This window comes from Rheinheimera sp. ATLC3 (assembly GCF_059429535.1).
Genome location: NZ_CM182103.1, coordinates 918926 through 940117, shown reverse-complemented (window position 1 = coordinate 940117; position 21192 = coordinate 918926). Strand labels below are relative to the sequence as shown.

Below are 21192 nucleotides of genomic sequence, written 5' to 3'. Positions count from 1 at the left end.
TTTACTCTTGGGTTTAAGCCCTACACCGTAGCCGGATGCCTGCGGTAACAGACTATTGGATATTATGAGCACAGATAACTTTTTAGCCGAAGTAAACAGCCGGCGCACCTTTGCGATCATATCGCACCCCGATGCCGGTAAAACCACCATTACTGAAAAAGTATTGTTATTCGGACAACTCATCCAGAAAGCCGGTACCGTTAAAGGTAAAAAGTCTGGCCAGTACGCCACATCAGACTGGATGGAAATGGAAAAAGAGCGGGGCATCTCGGTAACCACCTCGGTGATGCAGTTCCCCTATGCGGATTGTCTGGTGAACCTGTTGGATACCCCGGGGCACGAGGATTTCTCCGAAGATACTTACCGCACCTTAACCGCTGTGGATTCCTGCCTGATGGTTATTGACGGCGCCAAAGGTGTTGAAGAACGTACCATTAAACTGATGGAAGTTACCCGTCTTCGTGATACGCCAATTATTACCTTTATGAACAAAATGGACCGCGATATTCGTGATCCTATTGATTTGCTGGATGAAGTTGAAAGCGTACTGAAAATTGCCTGTGCGCCTATTACCTGGCCGATAGCCTCGGGTAAAGAGTTTAAAGGCGTGTACCACATCCTGCGAGACGAAGTCATTTTCTATAAATCTGGTATGGGGCACACCATTCAGGATGTCGATATCATCAAGGGTATTGATAACCCTGAGCTGGATAAACGTATTGGTTATTATGCCCAGCAGTTGCGCGATGAAATGGAGCTGGTGCGTGGTGCCAGCCATGAGTTTGACCGTGAGCTGTTTTTAAAAGGCGAGTTAACACCTGTATTCTTCGGTACGGCCTTAGGTAACTTTGGTGTAGACCATATGCTCGATGGCTTAACAGCCTGGGCTCCTGCGCCGCAATCGCGTGCTACCGACAGCCGAACTGTGACGCCTGTTGAGAACAGCTTTACCGGCTTTGTCTTTAAAATTCAGGCCAATATGGATCCGAAACACCGCGACCGCGTGGCGTTTTTACGCATTGTGTCCGGTAAGTACGAAAAAGGTATGAAAGTGCGCCATGTTCGTATTGGCAAAGACGTGCTTATTCCGCAAGCGCTAACCTTTGTGGCTGGAGACCGTGAGCATTTAGAAGAAGCATTCCCAGGCGATATTATCGGTTTACATAACCACGGCACCATCAAGATAGGTGATACCTTTACCAGCGGCGAGAATATGCAATTTACCGGTATTCCAAACTTTGCGCCGGAATTGTTCCGTCGCATCAGGCTGCGTGACCCGCTGAAACAAAAGCAGCTGCTTAAAGGCCTGGTACAGTTATCTGAAGAAGGTGCGGTGCAGGTTTTCCGGCCTTTGGATAACAACGACCTGATCGTTGGCGCAGTTGGTGTACTGCAGTTTGATGTAGTAGTGCACCGGTTAAAATCTGAATACAACGTTGATGCATTGTATGAATCGGTAAACGTCTCTACTGCGCGCTGGGTATATAGTGATGATGCCAAAGCGCTGGACGAGTTTAAAAACAAAGCCAGCCAGAATCTGGCACTGGATGGCGGCGATGCGCTGACTTACATAGCTCCAACCATGGTAAACCTGAATCTGGCCATAGAGCGCTACCCGAAAATCAAATTCCACAAGACACGTGAACATTAACAGGTAAGCCGAATGAATATTAAGCAATTATTAACTGAAAAAACGCAAAACGCGTTCGTCGCTTTGGGCTTACCTGCTGATACTAATGCTGCCGTTACAGTAAGTACCCGTACAGAATTTGGTGATTACCAGATTAACGGCGCAATGGCGGCAGCCAAGCTGCTAAAAACTAATCCGCGCCAATTAGCTGAACAACTGGTTCAACAATTAGCACTGGATGGTATCGCTGAAAAAACGGACATTGCTGGCCCCGGTTTTATCAATGTAACCTTGGATAAAAACTGGTTGGCTGCGCAGCTGCAGCAGGCTGCAACAGATAGCCGTTTGGGCGTAAGCACAAACGAAGCGCCGCAAATAGTGGTGGTGGACTACTCGGCGCCTAACCTGGCAAAAGAGATGCACGTTGGCCACTTACGTTCAACCATCATTGGTGATGCTGTAGTGCGCGCTATGGAATTCTGGGGTGATAAGGTTATCCGTCAGAACCATATGGGCGACTGGGGTACTCAGTTTGGTATGCTGATTGCGCATCTTGAAGACAAGCTGGCGGCAGGTATTGATCTGGAAGCTGTGGCACTTGCCGATCTGGAAGATTTCTACCGTGAAGCGAAAAAGCGCTTTGACGATGAGGCCGGTTTCGCCGACAAATCACGTGACTATGTGGTTAAGCTGCAAAGCGGCGATGCCCACTGCCAGAAACTGTGGCAGCTGTTTATTGACACCTCGGTAAAACACAGCGAAGAAGTGTATGAAAAACTCAACGTCACGCTAAGCCACGCTGATATCAAACCGGAAAGTGCCTATAACGGTATGCTGCAGGGCATTGTCGATGATTTAAAACAGCAGCAGTTGGCGGTAGAGGACCAGGGGGCACTGGTTGTGTTTCTGCAGGAGCTGGCAGATAAGGAAGGTAACCCGTCACCCTTTATCGTGCAGAAAACCGGTGGTGGCTTTCTGTATGCAACGACAGACTTAGCGGCGTGTCAGTACCGTAGCCATGAGTTACATGCCGACCGCATCGTGATTTTTACCGATGCACGCCAGGCGCTGCACTTTAAACAGGTTGAGCTGGTTGCACGTAAAGCAGGCTATCTGCGCGAAGCAACAACCTATGACCACTGCCCGTTTGGCACGATGATGGGCGAAGATGGCAAACCATTTAAAACCCGTACCGGTGGCACAGTGAAACTGGCCGAGCTACTGGAAGAAGCCGTGGTGCGAGCTAAAGCGGTGGTGCAGGAAAAAGCCAGCGATTTAACCGAAGACGAAATTGCAGAAGTAGCACGTAAAGTCGGTATTGGTGCGGTAAAGTTTGCTGACCTGTCGAAAAACCGTACCAGCGATTACATATTCAGCTGGGACGCGATGCTAAGCTTTGAAGGCGCCACTGCACCATACTTGCAATACGCTTACACCCGGGTGCGCAGTATTTTGCGCCGCGCCGGTATTGCTGATAGTTTCAGCGCTGCGTTGGTGGTTGAGCAGGAGCAGGAAAAACAATTGGCAGTTAAGTTGCTACGCTTTGAAGAAGCGTTGCAGCAGGTAATGAAAGATGCGCAGCCTAACTTACTGTGTAATTACCTGTATGAGCTGGCAAGTTTATACATGGCGTTTTATGAAGCTTGTCCGATATTGAAAGACGGCGTTGAACCAGCAAAGCGTGACAGCCGTTTAATGCTGAGTATTTTTACCTCTAAGCTATTAAAGCAAGGTTTGGACTTGCTGGGTATTGAGGTTATGGAGCGTATGTAAGCTATGAAAATCGACGATATTCGCCGCAGTTACACCAAAGATAAGTTGGAGTTCGATAAATTAAATGCCGATCCGATAGCACAATTTGAGCTGTGGCTTAAAGATGCTATTGCGGCAGAATTACCGGACCCGACTGCGATGTGTGTGGCGAGTGTCGACGAGCATGGCCAGCCGTCACAGCGTCTGGTGTTACTAAAAGACGTGGGGCAGGACGGCTTTACCTTTTACACCAATCTTGGTAGCCGCAAGGCAACTGAACTGAGTGGCAACCCCAAAGTATGCCTGCATTTTCCCTGGCATCCACTAGAGCGGCAGGTGATTGTCTATGGTACGGCCGAGCGGGTAAGCTCAAGCCAGGTAGCCAGGTACTTTTTGTCACGCCCCAAAGAAAGCCAGCTGGCAGCCTGGGCCTCGGAGCAAAGCCGGCCGGTATCGACACGAATGGCACTGATGCAAAAGTTCGCCGAAATTAAACATAAATTTGAACACGGTGAAGTACCGCTGCCCTCATTCTGGGGTGGCTTTTTAGTGCGGCCACATAAAATCGAGTTCTGGCAAGGTGGCGAGCACCGCTTACACGACCGCTTTATGTATAACAGGCAAAGCGATAACAGCTGGAGTATCGAGCGGTTATGTCCCTAACCGGGCAGCACACGGATGACTACCGCCTGCGGTTGTTTGACAGCCATTGCCATCTGGATTTACCTGAACTTGCCTCTGAGCAAGCTATACACTGGCACAATGCACAGCAACGCGGTGTCGAAGGGCTGCTAATACCTGCAGTAGAACAGGCTGCATGGCATAACCTGCTCAATTTGCGTCAACGACACCCTTACTGGCATATCGCTTTGGGTATTCATCCATGGTGGGCAGTAAAAGCCGAAGCTGATGCGCTTGTTGAGCTTGATGCTTTGCTGACAACCCATAGCGCGCAAATAACAGCGGTAGGTGAGATTGGCCTGGATTTTGTGTTAGACACCGAGTCGTTTTCGAGGCAAGAAACATTGTTCAGTGAGCAATTGTCGCTGGCGAAGCAATATCACAAACCCGTCATCCTGCATCATCGTAAAAGTCAGCCACAGCTTTTGGCAGAACTCAAAAGGCAACAGTTTGCTGAGGGCGGTATTTTGCACGCTTTTTCCGGTAGCCCACAGCAGGCGAAGGCGTTTACCGATTTAGGATTCAAGCTGGGGATAGGTGGCACCATTACTTATGAACGTGCAGAGAAAACCCTCCGAACCGTGCAGAAGCTGCCATTAGAAAGTTTTGTACTGGAGACGGATGCGCCGTCAATGCCGCTTGCCGGTTACCAGGGGCAAGTAAATACTCCGGCCCAGTTGGCATTGGTATTTGAGCGCTTTTGTCAGTTAAGGCCAGAACCACCTAAAGAAATCGCTCAGCAGCTATGGCACAACACGTATGAAGTGTTAAGGCTTGATGCGACGCAGGCGAAATGAGTGGCGTGAAAATCTCGAGAAACCCCGGCGTAGCATAAAGCCAACGATGCCGGCGAGGATCAACATGCCCAGCAATTGCTGCATCATATGTTGCCATGAGGTGCTTATCTGGTTAAGTGAAATGTCCTGGCGCAGGCTTAACTTAATATAGCCCAATAGCTGCTGCTCTTTCGTGATGGGTTGCACCATGGCCACTAATTGCTCGGCCTGTGTTGGTCCGTATAACAAGCGCGCTGGTGCACTATTTTCTGTCCAGCTCATCCGCACGCCATTGGCGTCATACACTACAACATCATATAGATAAGGGCTGTCAGCGATATGCTGCGTTAGCTGTTCCAGGCCAGCCAACTGGTCATGCTCAATTAAATAGGCAGCGGTATGCGATAAGGCGGTCAGCGTTTCGCGCATCAGCTGGCTGCTTTGTTGTTGTAGCAAGTACTGGCCTTGCTGCTGAGTTAGCACCCACAAGTGCAGTAACAGCCAGATCCCTGCTACGGCGACAGCAATTTGTAGCAGTTTAATAGTGCTTGATGTAGTGCTGGGTATTGCGATATCGTTTTGCATAAATTCCGTAAGCGCTGACAGATCCTATTCGTTGGAATAACGAAACAGCGTAATCAGTTTGTGTAGCATGCCATGACGGCGTTGCCAAGTATAGGTACTCCTGTGTCGTTTTTCTATCAGCTTTCCAACCAGCCGCTTCTTGGCGGTTCGCCTTTAGCCTTGTTAAATACAACTGACTGCTATGCCGTGCATCTGCGCCAGGGCGCATTATATTTGCACAGTAATCATGCGTTGGATTTACCTGGCTGTGAAGGGTTTGACAACGTCGTCCAACCCCCAGTTGCTGTTTTGCGCTTATTTGGTGAAGAGTTAAATTGGCTTGCAGTAAAAGCGGTATTAGCAGTGCTGGGCTTTAATAGCCCAACGCATTGTCGCGTTTACCGGCCGCATCCAATGCTTGCCGGTGCTGTCGAGCTGTCTGTAACACAGGCATTACCGACCAGTACGCTGCAGGCGCTAAGTGATGTGGCGCAGCAAGCTGGCATTGAGCTGGTGTATTTAGCGGCGCGGCCCAGCCTGACGGAGCCAGGCGTGCTGGTAATGGATATGGACTCAACGGCAATCCAGATTGAATGTATTGATGAGATTGCTGCATTAGCTGGTGTTGGCGAGCAGGTTGCGGCGGTCACTGCCCGGGCAATGAATGGCGAGCTGGATTTTGCCCAAAGTCTGGTTGCCCGTGTTGCGGCTTTGCAAGGTGCACCGGAATCAGTGTTACACCAGGTGCTTGCGGCAATCCCGTTAATGCCGGGGTTGACTGACCTGGTTACGTATTTGCAGCAGCAGCATTGGAAAGTTGCCATCGCGTCAGGTGGTTTTACATTCTTCACTGATGCGTTAAAGCAGCGGCTTGGCTTAGCAGCAACTTTTGCCAATGTGCTGGAAATACAGGATGGTAAGCTGACCGGTAAAGTGCTGGGCGATATTGTTGATGCGACGACCAAAGCAGAAGTGGTGAGGTTATTGGCAGAGCAGTATGCTATTTCACTAACGCAAACTGTTGCGATTGGTGATGGCGCTAACGATATCCCAATGCTAAATGCTGCGGCGTTGGGGGTTGCATTTCATGCAAAGCCTAAAGTTCAGGCACAAGCTAAGGCTGCCATCAGGCAAGGCTCTCTGCTGCAGTTGCTGTATTTGCTGGATCTGTGATGAAGCATCAGCAAAGCTCCCTGTATCTGGATTTGAAGCAGTATCAATTGCACTTGCGCCGTTTAATGCCGATACAACCGGGCATAACACCTGTGCTGATGCTGCATGGTGCGATTGAGAATGGCCGGATTTTTTACAGCCATTCCGGCAAAGGTTTGGGGTGCTATCTGGCTGACAACGGTTTTGTGGTTTACTGCGCTGATTTTGCCGGCCGCGGTGCTTCCAAACCCCGCGCGGCGGACGGTTTTACGCAAAGTCAGCAGCAGATGATTAGCCATGATATCCCCGCCTTAATCGAGCATATTTATCAGCAGCATCAGCAAAAAGTTATTCTTATTGCGCATTCCTGGGGCGGCGTAGTCGCGGCGGCATCTTTAGCCCGGGCTCCGCAGCTTGCGGCAAAACTTGCAGCAAAAGTGTGCTTTGGCACTAAAAGGGTGATAAGCGTACAAAGCCTGGAGCGAAAGCTGAAAATTAACCTGCTATGGAATAAGATTGCGCCCTGGCTGAGCGAGCGCTATGGCTATTTTCCCGCCCGTAAATGGCGGTTGGGAGCCGACGATGAACCTTCGCCTTTCGTGCAGGATACTGTGGCATGGATACAAGGTGGGGCATTTGAAGATCCGGAAGATAAATTTGATTATGCTCACGGCTGTAAAATGGTGCAGTGGCCACCTGTGTGGCATTTTGCAGCTCAGAATGACCGACTGCTTGGCCATCCGCGAGATGTTCAGGCCTTTATTGCTGAGACCGCGCCAGAAGCCCGCTTTACCTTGTTAGGCAGAAAAACTGGCTATCTGTATGACTACGACCATATTTCTATGCTGACGCATCCGACTGCGGTCAATGGACACTTTTCTGAGCTAAGAGATTGGTTGCGTAAGCTGTGCCAGTAACGCCTGTTGCCGGGCATAATGTTGCTGACTAAGCTCGGCCTGGGCACCAAATCGCCATGGAATTTCTGCAGAAATATCTATCGCATCAATAACGCCTGCGACACTCCATAATTCCTCTTCCAGCTGTTTCGCTTTGTGAATAGCATAGGCACTGATATAGCTAAGTTCCGGCGCAATAAAGTCAGTGTCTGGCCGGCCGGTGCGGGACAGTAACAGTTTGTAGCAAAACAGCACATTCGTCTGTAATGCGCTTAACACATATTGCTGCTTCGCCTGCTCAGAGGTGAACTCATAGTCGTAATGGCAATGCAGTTCAGGTTGTTCTGTGCCGGCTTTACGGCTGATCACAACGTACAACTCAAAGGCTTTGGGGCTATCAAAGCGTTTCATTTGTTTTAGCTGTTGCGCAAAATGTAAACTAATGGCGTTGTTTTGCAGAATAAGCGACAAATCGAGTTGTTGCTCATCTTTGCTTTGTATTGCCAGCAACTGATGCAAGCTGTTCCCGGCACCACCTTTAGCCAGCGTATTAATTTCGTAGCGGATGCCTTTTCGGTGCACATATAACGCAAAATGGCTTTGTGCGTTCATATATAAATTACGTAGTGCGGTAGATAGCCCCGGATACTTCGGGCTCTCCTCTGCCTGAGTCAATTTTGCACGGTTGTTCTGGATCAGTTGCTGGAAGAATAATCTGCCAACATGAGGCTGGTCGCCCTCTACCGCCCGCAGATTCATTATTGTGCGGCTTTTGCTAACCGCCATGACTTCATAAGGCAGCGCAGACAGCTGATACTTACTGCTTATCTTTTGCATTTCCGGCAGGGTTAGCAGCAATACATCTCCCTTATTAAAACGCACCGGCAGGGTGGTTTCCAGCTGTAAACCTTTAGAAGAGAAATCGCGGCTGTGCCCGCTGAGCTCCGCCGGGTCGGCTGAGGTTTTCACTGTGACTGCGGTCTTATACAAATAGCGTGATTCTGAGCGCAAATTAACATACTGCACAGCGACGGCTTCACAAGGTGGGGTGTTAGCCAGCTTTTTATGGCCAAATTGGGCCAATAATTTTAGTTGCTGCTGGTCAACCGGATAGCTCTGATACCAAAATGTGCTCTGATTGCCGGTGATATCGGTAAAGCTGACAATGTACCGCACATCCTGAATGAATTGCTTTACCAGACTGGATAATGGCTGCGGTGGTTTTATATTGCCCTGAACCGGCACGGTAAGCGGTGTTTCCGCTTGCGCTGCTGACGAGCGTTGTAAATTCAGCTGAAATACCCGCCAGCTGGGCTTGCTTGCGCCGAAACCGAGAAATAATGCCTTTAACTGCTCAGATGCATCCAGTTCTTCATGCGTTGCTGAATAGAAAAATAATTTGCCTTTTACCGCGTGAGTGAAGCTATACAGGATAGTAGATTTCTCTACCGAACTTTGCTGTAACAGCTGTTTCAAACGCCGGGCATGGCAGATACTGATAAACACTGACTGATGCTGTTCGTCCAGAAAATACTGCCATATGGCTTTATTATAATCCGTTGTTAAAGCACAGATTGGAATGGGCTGACCGTTTCGTACCGCAATAAATACCGGCAGGGCATTAATGCGAGGAACATAGAACTGTTCATATCCTTTACTTAACAAGCTTTGGCTGACATTGTCGAGGTTAACTTTATAACGGCGTTTATTGCCATTAATAAATTTTTGCAGAAACTCGGCAAACTGTTGTTCGTTTTCATTTTGCTGCCGTTGCAGACGTAAATACTGATTGGCCCCTTGCTGGCTGACTTCAACAATTTTGTAAGCGACACCCTGCTCCAGGCCAAGTATAAATTCCTGCTCTAAACCGGTGAAATGCAGTTTTACCAGTTTACCGGCCTCTGTTTTCACTGCCTGTTGTAATTTCAGTTTGCAGCCTGAAACCGACAAATCAGAAGTGCTGGCCTGGAACCGTTTTCCATCCAGTTCAACTTCTACATCTATACTAAAGTGCATGCGCTCATCGCGCCTGGAGGTGTACTGACCAAAGTGAATCACTCTGGCATACTGCGGTGGTAATTCAGGCTCTGTTTCTGCCTGCTGATTTGTAAAAGTGCCGTCATTTTGCAGCGCATTGCGAACCCTGTCTTCGGTTTGCTTACGGTGCATAACGCGGAAGTTGTTCTCGGTATTGAGCACTTCTTCGTATAAACCCAGTGTATAGCTGCCATACTGTTTCAACCCGGCTTCAAACACTTTAATGGCATTGTCATCCATATAGTGGGTTTTACCCATATAATCATACGGCTTAACATCGCCGTCGACATGGCCTCGCAGGTCGATAAAATAGCTGCATGGCTGCGCCATGCGTTTAAGCTCCATTTTCAGCAAAAACTGTTTGGATTTAGGCAGGTCGGAAGTCAACAGGCTAAACACCTGATCAAAATCAGCAGAGTTCAGTGAACTCTTCATCCGGTCTATTACACCGACATATTCTTGTAAATCTGCAGCTGTCATATTTCAGTCAGGTTAAATGCCAAAATACCGGCATCTTCAGGTTATAATCTGTAGTACGCTACGTTGTTACAATTTGAAAAGCAATATCCATGCCTTTCATTTAGCTTGAGAAAATAAACCATGGCAAAAACTAAAACCGCTTATGTCTGTAGCGATTGTGGCGCTGACTTTGTGCGCTGGCAGGGGCAATGTTCCGAATGTGGTGCGTGGAACACCGTAAGCGAAGTTCGTTTGGGGGCTGTGAGCAATAAAAGTAGCCGCTTTGAAGGTTATGCCGGTGCAGCGGTGGCAAAAGTGATGCGGCTTGATGAGGTCGATTTGCAGGACGTACCGCGTTTTAGCAGTGGCTTTGCCGAGTTTGACCGTGTACTTGGCGGTGGCATAGTGCCGGGCTCTGCGATTCTGATCGGTGGCCATCCTGGCGCAGGTAAAAGTACTTTATTGCTACAAATTATGTGTGGCCTGGCACAGCAAGGCAATGCTTTGTATGTGACGGGTGAAGAGTCGCTGCAGCAGGTCGCTATGCGGGCACAGCGTTTAGGCTTGCCAACAAATGCGCTTAAAATGCTGGCTGAAACCAACGTCGAAACAATTTGTGCGCTGGCGCAGCAGGAAAAACCGCGCATTATGGTTATCGACTCTATTCAGGTGATGCACCTGGCTGATATTCAGTCAGCGCCAGGCAGTGTGTCGCAAGTGCGGGAAAGTGCCGCCTATCTGACCCGGTTTGCTAAACAGCATCATATCGCCATCATTATGGTGGGCCATGTTACAAAAGATGGTTCTTTAGCCGGGCCAAAGGTGCTTGAGCATTGTATTGATTGTTCAGTGATGTTAGACGGTGACAGCGACAACCGTTACCGGACATTGCGCGGTAATAAAAACCGTTTTGGCCCGGTGAATGAGTTAGGCGTTTTTGCCATGACCGGGCAGGGCATGAAAGAAGTAAAAAACCCGTCGGCTATTTTTCTCACCCGTGGTAAAGAGGACCAGTCTGGCAGCATTGTTATGGTGCTGTGGGAGGGTACCCGGCCACTTTTAGTTGAAATTCAGGGCCTGGTGGACTATTCGCCGCTGAATAATCCTCGTCGCGTAACCTTAGGCATGGAGCAAAACCGTATTTCGATGCTATTGGCGGTTATGCACCGCCATGCGGGGATACAGATGGCCGATCAGGATGTATTTGTTAACGTGGTTGGCGGGGTTAAGGTCAATGAAACCAGCGCGGATCTGGCGACCTTACTGGCACTGGTATCGAGTTTTCGTGATAAGCCGCTGCCAAATGATCTGGTGGTATTTGGCGAGGTAGGGCTGGCAGGCGAAATACGCCCGGTTCCCAGCGGCCAGGAGCGATTGCGAGAGGCTGCCAAGCATGGCTTTAAACGCGCTATAGTGCCGGTGGCTAATAAACCGAAAGAGGCGGTGCCAGGCATGGATGTGATTGCTGTCAGTAAGTTAGCAGAAGCATTAGAAGCAATTTAAGCCTGAATGAAAAAGCCCCTGCACTGCAGGGGCTTTTAATCAGAACTTATCGTTCTGCGGAAAGTTTAGCATCAGTACCTGATAGGTATCTTCTTTAAGTTTTGTCAGGCCGAGCTTGTCATAACTCTCAACCATGATTTCCAGCGCTTTTTCAATGTGCGGTGAATCACGATAAAATTCAACAATATATTTACCGCGGTTTGCCGCAGCGAGGTAAGCGCCGCGGCGCATATAATAATCTGCCACCGACAGTTCATATCTTGCCAGCGTATTTTTGATTGTCAGCATGCGCTTTTTGGCCTCAGGTGCGTACTTGCTCTGAGGAAAACTGCTGACCAGAGTTTTAAAATCATCAAATGCCTGACGGGTGCTGGCCAGGTCGCGGTCTGCGCGGTCAATGCCTAATACTTCATGCAGTGCATTCTCGTCGGCTTTTAAGTTACTCAGGCCTCGCATGTAATACACATAATCCAGTTCAGGATGGTTCGGGTTTAGCCGGATAAAACGATCGATTCCGGCAAGCGCCTTAGGCACATCGCCAGCCTGATAATGGGCATAAATTAAATCAAGTTGTACCTGACGCGCCAGAGGACCAAAGGGGTAGCGGCTTTCCACTGCGCCCAGTAATTCTATTGCTCTGTTATACAAACCGTTGTCCAGTACCTCTTTTGCTTGCTGGTACATGCTTTGTGCAGTTTGGGTAGTACTGGGGTCGTCCTTGGGTTTGCCGGCACAGGCGGTAAGCGTTAACGCCAGCAGAGAAATCAGTATAAAGTTCGAGTTCATTTAAAAATCCGTTACTACTTGAGCTAAATGGCTGTCTAGTCAGACGTAAAATCGCTAAAATACACTAAATTGCGATTCTACCCCAGACCTGCCGGGGTTGCACACAGGATAACTGCTTCCGTTATGACAAAACAGCTAAAACTTTCAGAAATTGTACCAGACCATCTTTTTGGTAAACGCTTAGATCAGGTTCTGGCCGAAATGTTCCCTGATTATTCGCGTTCGCGGATAAAAGAATGGATATTAGCGGATGCCGTTGCCGTGAATGGTCAGGTGCAAAACAAACCGCGGGAAAAAGTACTGGGCGGCGAGCAGGTTGATATTAATGCCGAGTTACCTGAGGACGAACGCTTTGAAGCTGAAGCTATCGATCTTAATATCGTTTATGAAGACGAACATATACTGGTAATTAATAAACCTGCTGGTCTGGTAGTGCACCCGGGGGCGGGTAATGCAGACGGTACTTTGCTTAATGCCCTGTTGCATCATTGCCCTGGCATCGCGGAAGTTCCGCGGGCCGGCATTATTCATCGGCTGGATAAAGATACTACGGGCCTGATGGTGGTTGCAAAAACGATCCCGGCACAAACGCATTTAGTAGAAGCGATGCAGGCACGTGAAATTACCCGGGAATATGAAGCTGTTTGTCATGGTGCTATGACCGGCGGTGGTACTATCGATGAGCCTATTGGCCGCCACCCGACTAAACGCACCCATATGGCGGTAAGCCAGTCGGGTAAGCCTGCAACCACACATTTTCGGGTGATGGAAAAATACCGGGCACATACCCGCCTGCGTTTGCGGCTGGAAACGGGCCGAACTCACCAAATCCGCGTACATATGACGTTCGTCAACCATCCGTTGGTTGGCGATCCGGTTTACGCGGGGCGCCCGCGTCCACCACGTAAAGCCGATGAACATTTGCTGACAATTTTACGCAACTTTAAACGCCAGGCGCTGCATGCCGCTATGTTACGTTTGGCACATCCTATCACCTGCGAGATCCTGGAGTGGCATGCGCCTATACCGGACGATATGGTGCAGTTAAATGCTGCGCTGCGGGCTGATACGGCCGAGCATGGCCTGGACTATGTATAGCTAGCCGATGTCAAAGCGTTTGCTGATACCCGATTGGCCTGCACCTGCAAATGTCAGGGCAGTCGTCAGCACACATCATGGTGGTTGCTCTGAAGGCCGTTATGCAAGCTTAAATCTCGGTGATCATGTTGCTGATAATCCAATTGCGGTCAGCGAAAATCGCAAGCGTTATCAGCAGCAGGCGCAGATGCCGTCTGCCCCCTTATGGTTGCAGCAGGTACATGGCACGAAAGTGTTGCAGCTCGATTCAGGTTCTCTTGCAGATTCCCAGGCTGATGGCAGTGTGACAAGCGTTGCCGGTGTGGTCTGTACTGTGATGACCGCAGACTGTTTGCCATTGTTGCTTTGTGATACTGGAGGCAACCGGGTGGCTGCTGTACATGCCGGCTGGCGCGGCTTATGCGACGGCATTATCGAATGCGCCGTCGCACAGTTTGCCGTAGCGGGTCAGGTTTTAGCTTATTTAGGGCCGGCAATCAGTCAGAGTGCATTTGAGGTGGGTCCTGAAGTGCGGGCGGCTTTTATATCAAAGGCTGCAGAGGCTGAGCAGGCTTTTGTTGCTGGCGCAACAGGCAAGTGGCAAGCCGATTTGTATCTGTTGGCGCGTCAGCGTTTACAGGCGGCAGGGGTATTTCAGGTATACGGTGGCGACTTTTGTACTTACGCTCAGCCAGAGCTGTTTTTCTCTTATCGGCGTGATGGCCAGACCGGACGGATGGCAGCTTCTATCTGGCTAGACTGATCTAAGTCAATTTTTTGACGTTTCTTGCTTGAATTTCCGCCAGCAGCACCCAATCTTATGACACAACGAAGTTGTTCATTGAGGAGCTATCAATGCGTCTGGATAAATTTACCAGTAAGTTTCAGGAAGCGATTGCGGATGCGCAGTCGCTGGCGCTTGGCCGTGACCAGCAATTTATTGAGCCGGTGCATCTGATGTTTGCCCTGCTGAATCAGGAAGGCGGTACCGTACGGGAGCTGTTAAACCGTCTGGCAATCAATTTTAATGAGCTGCGCTCTAAAGTCAGCCAGGCAATTGACCGTCTGCCAAGAGTTGAAGGCGAAGGTGCAAACCTGCAGCTGTCATCTGCTACGGCGCAGTTGCTGCAGCAGTGTGATAAGTTTGCGCAAAAGCGTAAAGACCAGTTTATTTCCAGCGAACTGTTTGTATTAGCCGCGACGGAAGACAAGTCAGATTTGGGCAAAATTCTGCGGCTGATTGGCGTCACTAAAGAAGGTGTTGAAGCTGCCATTGAGCAAATGCGGGCCGGGCAGAAAGTAGACGACCCGAATGCTGAAGATACCCGTCAGGCGCTGACAAAGTATACGGTGGATTTAACTGCCCGGGCTGAGGCTGGCAAGCTTGATCCTGTAATAGGCCGCGATGAGGAGATCCGTCGTTGTATTCAGGTATTGCAGCGGCGTACTAAAAACAACCCGGTGTTAATTGGTGAGCCGGGTGTAGGTAAAACAGCCATTGTCGAGGGGCTGGCGCTTCGGATCATTAACAAGGAAGTACCTGAAGGCTTAAAAGACAAACGGGTACTGTCATTGGATATGGGCTCTTTATTAGCCGGGGCTAAATATCGCGGTGAGTTTGAAGAGCGCTTAAAGGCAGTGCTGAACGAACTGGCCAAAGAAGAAGGTCAGGTCATTCTGTTTATTGATGAAATTCATACTATGGTTGGTGCCGGTAAAGCCGATGGCGCCATGGATGCCGGTAACATGCTAAAGCCTGCACTGGCGCGCGGCGAGCTGCACTGCCTTGGCGCAACCACGTTAGATGAGTATCGCAAGTACATTGAAAAAGATGCTGCGCTTGAACGCAGGTTCCAGAAGGTGCTGGTAGAAGAGCCGTCAGTTGAAGATACCATCGCAATATTGCGTGGCTTGAAGGAGCGCTATGAGCTGCACCACGCGGTAGAAATTACCGACCCTGCGATTGTTGCGGCTGCAACGCTGTCGCACCGTTATGTGTCTGACCGGCAGTTGCCGGATAAAGCGATAGATCTGATTGATGAAGCTGCATCCAGCATCCGTATGCAAATGGATTCTAAACCGGAAGAGCTTGACCGCTTAGAGCGGCGTATTATCCAGTTGAAACTGGAAGATAATGCACTGGCGAAAGAGACTGACGATGCCACGAAAAAACGGCGTGACATGATACAGGAACAAATTCGCGAGCTCGATAGCAAATACAATGAGCTCGATGAGGTATGGGAGTCTGAAAAGGCTGCGCTGCAAGGCACGCAGAATATTAAAGCTGAGTTAGAACAGGCCAGGCTGGATTTGGAAGTAGCACGCCGGGCCAGCGATTTGCAGCGGATGTCTGAGCTGCAGTATGGCCGTATTCCTGAGCTGGAGAAAAAGCTGGATTTGGCTTCTCAGGCAGAGATGCATGACAACACCTTGCTGCGTAACAAAGTGACCGACCAGGAAATTGCCGATGTGCTGTCCAAAGCAACCGGTATTCCGGTAAGCAAAATGCTTGAAGGCGAACGGGACAAGTTGCTGCGGATGGAACAGGCACTGCACGAAAAAGTGATCGGGCAGGATGAAGCGGTAACCGCTGTGGCGCATGCCATCCGCCGCTCCCGTGCCGGTCTGGCGGATCCGAATAAGCCGATAGGGTCGTTCTTGTTTTTAGGGCCTACCGGGGTAGGTAAAACTGAGCTGACCAAATCGCTGGCAACTTTCCTGTTCGATAGCCCCGATGCCATGGTGCGTATTGATATGTCAGAGTTTATGGAAAAACACGCCGTATCGCGTCTGGTGGGGGCACCGCCGGGATATGTCGGTTATGAAGAGGGCGGCTACCTGACTGAAGCGGTAAGGCGTAAACCTTATTCCGTGGTGCTGCTTGATGAAGTAGAAAAGGCCCATCCCGATGTGTTCAATATTCTGCTGCAAGTATTGGACGACGGGCGGTTAACGGACGGTCAGGGCCGCACGGTAGATTTCAAAAATACCGTCATTATCATGACATCAAATCTGGGCTCGGATCTTATTCAGGAGCATTACCGTGAATACAGCTATGTTCAGATGAAAGACATGCTGATGGACGTTCTGGTGAAGCAGTTCAGGCCGGAGTTTTTAAACCGTCTGGATGAAACCGTGGTATTTCATCCTCTGGATAATAAGCAAATACGCAGTATTGCTAAAATTCAGCTGGCGAGGCTGGAGCAGCGTCTTGCTGAGCGGCAATATCAGTTCAGCATCAGTGACGCTGCTCTGGATAAGCTGGCCGAAGTGGGGTTCGACCCCTTGTATGGTGCAAGGCCGTTAAAAAGAGCGATCCAGCAGCATCTGGAGAACCCTCTGGCGCAGGCGTTGCTGCAGGGCAATATTGCACCGGGCAGCACCGTGTTACTGGACCATGATGGTTCGCGCTTCGTTGTCAGCAGCCAGCCCTAACTAAGTGGTAATTCCTGATGTAAAAGTGACCGCTACGGCGGTCACTTTTGCCATCAGGCTATCCATGTTAAGGTATGTCCCTTATAATCAATACTAATTTCCCAAAGCAGAAGTGGCTTTATGACTGAGTCAAAAACACAAGACACCGCCCCGCGCAAGGGCATTTTCCTGTTACCTAATTTACTGACCACAGGTGGGTTGTTCTCCGGTTTTTACGCCATAGTGGCATCGATGAACGGACACTTTGAAGCTGCAGCAGTGGCCATTTTTGTCGCGATGATTTTCGATGGTTTGGACGGCAGGGTAGCCAGGCTGACGAATACGCAAAGTGAGTTTGGCGCACAATATGACAGCATGTCTGATATGTTGTCTTTTGGTATGGCACCGGCTTTGGTGGCGTATAACTGGGGCCTGGCAGAGTACGGTAAATTCGGTTGGCTGGCGGCCTTTATTTATGTTGCCTGTGCAGCACTGCGGCTTGCCAGGTTCAATGCCAACTTAAGCGTTACCGATGGCCGGTTTTTTCAGGGCCTGGCCAGTCCCGCCGCTGCGGCGATTGTTGCCGGCATGGTATGGAGCGGCAGTATCTATCAGATTGACGGTGATAATATCGGTTACCTGGTGGGGATTCTGACGATTCTGACCGGCTTACTGATGGTGAGTAATTTCCGTTATAACTCGTTTAAAGATTTAAACTGGCGTGACAGGGTATCTTTCCTCACCATTTTGCTGGTGGTGCTGGTGTTTGTCGTTATCGCAGCACGGCCGGCTGAAATGCTGTTTAGTATTTTCTTTATATACGCCTGTTCGGGGCCTATCACGACCATTCGTAGTGTAAGAAAGCTGAAGCTTGAACATGTGGTTGGCGATTCCAATGATGCCGACTTCGCTGAACAGGATGCTGTAAAACCTGAAGATGATAAGCCAGCAGCAGAAGAGCAAAAAAACAACTGAAGCTTGCTGAATCAGCAATAAAAAACTCCGCTTTGGCGGAGTTTTTTCTTTTATAGCTAATGAGTCTGTCAGCCGAAGCTTTTGTTCAAATCGGCTATTTTCCCGGCCTGTTGCTGCAATGCATTGCTGTTATCCGCGACAATCTGAATATTGCCCAAATTACTATTAGCAATATCTTGTATCTGCTCCACGCTCTGCTGCACTTCATGTGCAACTACGCCCTGCTGGGTAGCCGCGGTAGCAATTTGCGAAGAGAGCTGGGCTATCTGATCTATCATACGCGAGATATCTGCCAGTTGCTGTTCGCTGAGGCGGGTTTCATCGACACATACTTCAACTTGTTGCCTGCTATGCAACATGACTTTGCCCCAACTGAGTAAGGTCTGCTGAATTTCGCCTATCGATTGTTTAATCTGCTCCGTTGCATTGTGTGTACGTGACGACAGTGCTCTTACTTCATCTGCAACCACAGCAAAGCCTCTGCCATGTTCCCCGGCCCTTGCAGCTTCAATAGCAGCGTTAAGTGCCAGCAGGTTAGTTTGATCAGCTATGCCCTGAATTTCGCTCATTACCGCGCCGATGCGCTCTGCTTCAACCGCCAGTCCATCTGCAGTAGCTGCTGCACCCTGAACTTCGCTGGCCAGCTGCTGCACTGTTGTTGCCGTTTGTTGCATGGTGTTTTTAGCATTCTGACAGATTTGGTGTGTATCACTTACCTGTTTATGAGTGTCTTGTGTGCGCTGCGCTATATCCTGCACTGTGCTGTAAAGTTGCGATGTGGCCGTTGCAATACTGCTCAGCTTGTCATGCTGCTGATGAATACCTTGCTCTGTTAAATGCACGGCTTCTGCCTGTGTTTCGGCAATGATTTTCAGTGTTGCTGTGCTGTCTGTTGCGCGGCCCAGTACAGTGCGTAATCTTGCTTGACACATTTGCTGCTGAAATTCGGCAATACCATAAGGGCCAAAGCCTGAATAAATCCAGCGCGAGACGCTGTCAAAGCTGGTTTTTGCCTGTTGCAGTTTAGCCGGGATCACAAACAACTCGTCATAGCAGCATGCAAACCAAATTACAGGTAATAGCAAGGCCAGGCTGAACTGCATACCGAACAGTGCGATGCCGCCACCCAGAGTGAGTAAGGTTAATATCGCCGCCAGTATCCGCTTTAAAACAAAGTTACTGCGCCAGTCAGACGGCAGCTTGCCAGATGCAATTAACGGGTAATTTTTGTTTGCCCGCTGAATAAGTTTGGCGTCTGGTTTTACCCTTACGGATTGGTAACCCACCAGTTTTTGCTGCTGATATATGGGCGTAACAAAGGCATCTACCCAATAGTAGCGGCCGTCTTTACAGCGGTTTTTCACCAAACCGCGCCAGGATTGCCCTTGTTTTAGCTTCTGCCACAGATCAGCAAAAGCTGCCGCAGGCATGTCCGGGTGCCTGACGAGATTATGGTTTTTGCCAATTAGCTCTTCTGCGGTGAAACCTGCCACCCGACAAAATGCCGGATTAGCATAGGTAATAACCCCGCGCAAATCGGTGGTAGAGACCAGTTCCTGTTCGGCACTGAAAGTGACTTCCTCGTTTATAACATTTTGGTTGCGTCGGTTCATATGGCCTATTTAATAAATGGTATATAGCATGAATGGTATATAGCGGCTGTAGATGCGGCTAAGTTTAAGTCACAGTTGCAATAATTGCAGCCTGCTATCAGCCGGTTTAACGCAAGTGCCGGTTAAGTGGACAAATATCTGATTGTTGAATTGCAAATAGCAGGCTAAATTAAAGCCCGGCCTTGAGTTTTACGTCAATGCCCCAACTTCAGCAGCAACCTGCAGCAAATAAGGAATTAACTTGGGCTCAAATTTACAACAACGCCTGGCAATGCTGAACTCAGCGCCTTTGAAACAAGCAATAACCGGAATTCGGCGCGGTATTGAACGGGAAACGTTGCGGGTAAAAGCCGATGGTAGTCTGGCGTTAACCCCTCATGCCAAAGCTTTAGGCTCAGCTCTGACGCATCCTTGGATAACGACAGACTTTTCTGAGTCACTGCTTGAATTTATTACCCCTGCTACTGACAGCATAGATACTACCCTGGCTCAACTTAGTGATATACATCGCTTCACGATCCGCAATATTGCCGGGGAACAGTTCTGGGCAGGCAGTATGCCGTGTTTTATTCACAACCAAACTGAAATTCCGTTTGCTCAGTATGGCAGCTCTAATGTTGGTAAAATGAAGACCCTTTACCGTAAAGGGCTGCACAACAGATATGGCAGTATGATGCAGGCTATCAGTGGTGTGCATTTTAATTTTTCTTTTTCTGAAGCTTTCTGGCAGCAGTATCAACAGGTACTGGGGCAAAGCGGGCCACTACAGAGTTTTATCTCTGAGCAATATTTATCGCTCATACGCAACTATAAACGTTATGTCTGGTTGATGGTGTATCTGTTTGGAGCCTCGCCGGCAATGTGTCAGTCATTTCTGGAAGGGCGCCAAAGCCGCTATAGTTTTCAGGCGCTGGGCAAAGGTACTTTGTATTTACCCTATGCAACATCGCTGCGCATGAGCGACTTAGGTTACACCAACAGCGCACAATCCAGCCTGAACATTACCTATAACAACCTGGATGAATATATTGCCGGGCTGCACCAGGCTATTAGTATGCCGTCAGAAGAGTACCGTAATATCGGTGTGAAGGTTGATGGCGAGTATCAGCAGCTAAATGCCAATGTGCTGCAAATTGAAAACGAGTTTTACTCTACTATCCGGCCCAAAAGAACAACACAATCCGGCGAGCGGCCAACCTGTGCGCTGGCCAAGCGTGGCGTAGAATATATCGAAATTCGCGCTTTAGACGTGAACCCGTTTAGCCCTGTAGGTATCACTGCTGAACAGATGCATTTTCTGGACATATTTCTGCTGTACTGTTTGCTGAAAGACAGTCCGCAGCTATCAGCGTCAGAGCAGACTGTGACAGAGCAAAACCTGAAAAAAGTGGTCACTGATGGCCGGCGCAGAAATCTTGACATTATACAGGGCGGGCAACCACGGCTGATGCTGGATTGGGCAGAAGAGTTATTTGCTGACATGATGCCGGTTGCGCAATACCTTGATTCAGCTTACGCAACTGAACGCTACAGCAGCGCGATTAAACAGTTTTACATGGGGCTGTTAGATCCGGCACAAACGGTATCCGGCCAGGTTCTGAATAATCTTCTTGCTGCTCAGCAAGATAACGGTCGCTTTATGCTTGAGCTGTCTGTTAAGTATCAGCAGCAGTTAGCCAACGAAGACTATCAGTATTATAGTGAGCAGCAATTTACTGAGGCGGCAGCGCAATCGCTGCTACAACAACAACAGATTGAACAACAAGACGACATAAGTTTTGAGCAATATATTGCGCAATATTATGCTGAAGTGCCAAAGTGCGATAAAGCACAAGATGTGTGATGCAAAAAAGCTGTTTATTGTAAAAGTAAGCCAA

General features: G+C 49.2%; 16 protein-coding genes. 12 read left to right on the top strand and 4 right to left on the bottom strand.

What is annotated here, in order from left to right; genetic code table 11:
• Window positions 1–64: 64 nt before the first annotated feature.
• From prfC to AC5SV9_RS04410, 4 genes are read left to right on the top strand one after another with little or no spacing between them, the layout of a single operon-like run.
• Window positions 65–1651: a peptide chain release factor 3 gene (prfC, locus tag AC5SV9_RS04425; RefSeq protein ID WP_475152959.1), complete on the top strand. Its 1587-nt coding sequence runs from the start codon at window positions 65–67 to the stop codon at window positions 1649–1651.
• 12 nt (window positions 1652–1663) lie between these two features.
• Window positions 1664–3403: an arginine--tRNA ligase gene (argS, locus tag AC5SV9_RS04420; RefSeq protein ID WP_475152960.1), complete on the top strand. Its 1740-nt coding sequence runs from the start codon at window positions 1664–1666 to the stop codon at window positions 3401–3403.
• A 3-nt stretch (window positions 3404–3406) separates the two neighbouring features.
• Window positions 3407–4045, top strand: coding sequence for a pyridoxamine 5'-phosphate oxidase (gene pdxH / locus AC5SV9_RS04415; protein ID WP_475152961.1), 639 nt, complete (start codon window positions 3407–3409; stop codon window positions 4043–4045).
• The gene (locus tag AC5SV9_RS04410) at window positions 4036–4860 is read left to right on the top strand and encodes a TatD family hydrolase (protein ID WP_475152962.1); all 825 of its coding nucleotides are present in this window, start codon (window positions 4036–4038) and stop codon (window positions 4858–4860) included. Before pdxH ends, AC5SV9_RS04410 begins: the two co-directional genes overlap by 10 nt.
• Here AC5SV9_RS04410 and AC5SV9_RS04405 read toward each other — a convergent pair.
• On the bottom strand, window positions 4831–5424 hold the full coding sequence (locus AC5SV9_RS04405) for an AhpA/YtjB family protein (RefSeq protein WP_134059602.1): 594 nt from the start codon (window positions 5422–5424) through the stop codon (window positions 4831–4833). The two genes, AC5SV9_RS04410 and AC5SV9_RS04405, sit on opposite strands and share 30 nt — an antisense overlap.
• 72 nt (window positions 5425–5496) lie before the next feature.
• Between AC5SV9_RS04405 and serB the strand changes: the two genes are divergently transcribed.
• Together serB and AC5SV9_RS04395 are read left to right on the top strand one after the other, a co-directional pair.
• Complete coding sequence (serB, locus tag AC5SV9_RS04400) at window positions 5497–6576, top strand: phosphoserine phosphatase SerB (protein ID WP_475152964.1); 1080 nt, start codon at window positions 5497–5499, stop codon at window positions 6574–6576.
• The gene (locus AC5SV9_RS04395; RefSeq protein WP_475152966.1) at window positions 6576–7472 is read left to right on the top strand and encodes an alpha/beta fold hydrolase; all 897 of its coding nucleotides are present in this window, start codon (window positions 6576–6578) and stop codon (window positions 7470–7472) included. The genes serB and AC5SV9_RS04395 overlap by 1 nt, the downstream gene beginning before the upstream one ends.
• Here AC5SV9_RS04395 and AC5SV9_RS04390 read toward each other — a convergent pair.
• Window positions 7440–9968 carry a PilZ domain-containing protein gene (locus AC5SV9_RS04390; protein ID WP_475152968.1) on the bottom strand — a complete coding sequence of 843 codons (2529 nt, stop codon included), beginning with the start codon at window positions 9966–9968 and terminating at the stop codon, window positions 7440–7442. The two genes, AC5SV9_RS04395 and AC5SV9_RS04390, sit on opposite strands and share 33 nt — an antisense overlap.
• Window positions 9969–10088: 120 nt before the next feature.
• Between AC5SV9_RS04390 and radA the strand changes: the two genes are divergently transcribed.
• Window positions 10089–11450: a DNA repair protein RadA gene (gene radA, locus AC5SV9_RS04385; protein WP_475152970.1), complete on the top strand. Its 1362-nt coding sequence runs from the start codon at window positions 10089–10091 to the stop codon at window positions 11448–11450.
• A 39-nt stretch (window positions 11451–11489) separates the two neighbouring features.
• Here the strand turns inward: radA and AC5SV9_RS04380 are convergent, their stop codons facing one another.
• On the bottom strand, window positions 11490–12236 hold the full coding sequence (locus tag AC5SV9_RS04380; RefSeq protein ID WP_226765986.1) for an outer membrane protein assembly factor BamD: 747 nt from the start codon (window positions 12234–12236) through the stop codon (window positions 11490–11492).
• Window positions 12237–12359: 123 nt separating this feature from the next.
• Here AC5SV9_RS04380 and rluD point away from each other — a divergent pair, with 123 nt between their 5' ends.
• The 4 genes from rluD to pssA all read left to right on the top strand — a co-directional run bounded on the left by rluD (window position 12360) and on the right by pssA (window position 17702).
• Window positions 12360–13334: a 23S rRNA pseudouridine(1911/1915/1917) synthase RluD gene (rluD, locus tag AC5SV9_RS04375; RefSeq protein ID WP_475152971.1), complete on the top strand. Its 975-nt coding sequence runs from the start codon at window positions 12360–12362 to the stop codon at window positions 13332–13334.
• Window positions 13335–13341: 7 nt separating this feature from the next.
• Window positions 13342–14076, top strand: a complete 735-nt coding sequence (gene pgeF, locus AC5SV9_RS04370; RefSeq protein WP_475152972.1) for a peptidoglycan editing factor PgeF — start codon at window positions 13342–13344, stop codon at window positions 14074–14076.
• Window positions 14077–14168: 92 nt separating this feature from the next.
• Window positions 14169–16748: an ATP-dependent chaperone ClpB gene (gene clpB / locus AC5SV9_RS04365; protein WP_475152973.1), complete on the top strand. Its 2580-nt coding sequence runs from the start codon at window positions 14169–14171 to the stop codon at window positions 16746–16748.
• Window positions 16749–16868: 120 nt separating this feature from the next.
• Window positions 16869–17702, top strand: a complete 834-nt coding sequence (gene pssA / locus AC5SV9_RS04360; RefSeq protein ID WP_226765983.1) for a CDP-diacylglycerol--serine O-phosphatidyltransferase — start codon at window positions 16869–16871, stop codon at window positions 17700–17702.
• A 68-nt stretch (window positions 17703–17770) separates the two neighbouring features.
• Here the strand turns inward: pssA and AC5SV9_RS04355 are convergent, their stop codons facing one another.
• Complete coding sequence (locus AC5SV9_RS04355; RefSeq protein WP_475152975.1) at window positions 17771–19315, bottom strand: methyl-accepting chemotaxis protein; 1545 nt, start codon at window positions 19313–19315, stop codon at window positions 17771–17773.
• Window positions 19316–19556: 241 nt separating this feature from the next.
• On the opposite strand from AC5SV9_RS04355, the gene gshA reads away from it, so the two are divergent.
• Window positions 19557–21158, top strand: coding sequence for a glutamate--cysteine ligase (gene gshA / locus AC5SV9_RS04350; RefSeq protein WP_475152977.1), 1602 nt, complete (start codon window positions 19557–19559; stop codon window positions 21156–21158).
• Window positions 21159–21192: the final 34 nt, after the last annotated feature.

Bases quoted from the DNA above. Each gene is read 5' to 3' on its own strand.
- AC5SV9_RS04410 (WP_475152962.1), top strand. From the start codon at position 4,036: ATGTCCCTAACCGGGCAGCACACGGATGACTACCGCCTGCGGTTGTTT.
- radA (WP_475152970.1), top strand. From the start codon at position 10,089: ATGGCAAAAACTAAAACCGCTTATGTCTGTAGCGATTGTGGCGCTGAC.
- AC5SV9_RS04405 (WP_134059602.1), bottom strand. From the start codon at position 5,424: ATGCAAAACGATATCGCAATACCCAGCACTACATCAAGCACTATTAAA.
- AC5SV9_RS04380 (WP_226765986.1), bottom strand. From the start codon at position 12,236: ATGAACTCGAACTTTATACTGATTTCTCTGCTGGCGTTAACGCTTACC.
- pssA (WP_226765983.1), top strand. From the start codon at position 16,869: ATGACTGAGTCAAAAACACAAGACACCGCCCCGCGCAAGGGCATTTTC.
- pgeF (WP_475152972.1), top strand. From the start codon at position 13,342: ATGTCAAAGCGTTTGCTGATACCCGATTGGCCTGCACCTGCAAATGTC.
- rluD (WP_475152971.1), top strand. From the start codon at position 12,360: ATGACAAAACAGCTAAAACTTTCAGAAATTGTACCAGACCATCTTTTT.
- argS (WP_475152960.1), top strand. From the start codon at position 1,664: ATGAATATTAAGCAATTATTAACTGAAAAAACGCAAAACGCGTTCGTC.
- AC5SV9_RS04390 (WP_475152968.1), bottom strand. From the start codon at position 9,968: ATGACAGCTGCAGATTTACAAGAATATGTCGGTGTAATAGACCGGATG.
- AC5SV9_RS04395 (WP_475152966.1), top strand. From the start codon at position 6,576: ATGAAGCATCAGCAAAGCTCCCTGTATCTGGATTTGAAGCAGTATCAA.
- serB (WP_475152964.1), top strand. From the start codon at position 5,497: ATGACGGCGTTGCCAAGTATAGGTACTCCTGTGTCGTTTTTCTATCAG.
- AC5SV9_RS04355 (WP_475152975.1), bottom strand. From the start codon at position 19,315: ATGAACCGACGCAACCAAAATGTTATAAACGAGGAAGTCACTTTCAGT.
- clpB (WP_475152973.1), top strand. From the start codon at position 14,169: ATGCGTCTGGATAAATTTACCAGTAAGTTTCAGGAAGCGATTGCGGAT.
- pdxH (WP_475152961.1), top strand. From the start codon at position 3,407: ATGAAAATCGACGATATTCGCCGCAGTTACACCAAAGATAAGTTGGAG.
- prfC (WP_475152959.1), top strand. From the start codon at position 65: ATGAGCACAGATAACTTTTTAGCCGAAGTAAACAGCCGGCGCACCTTT.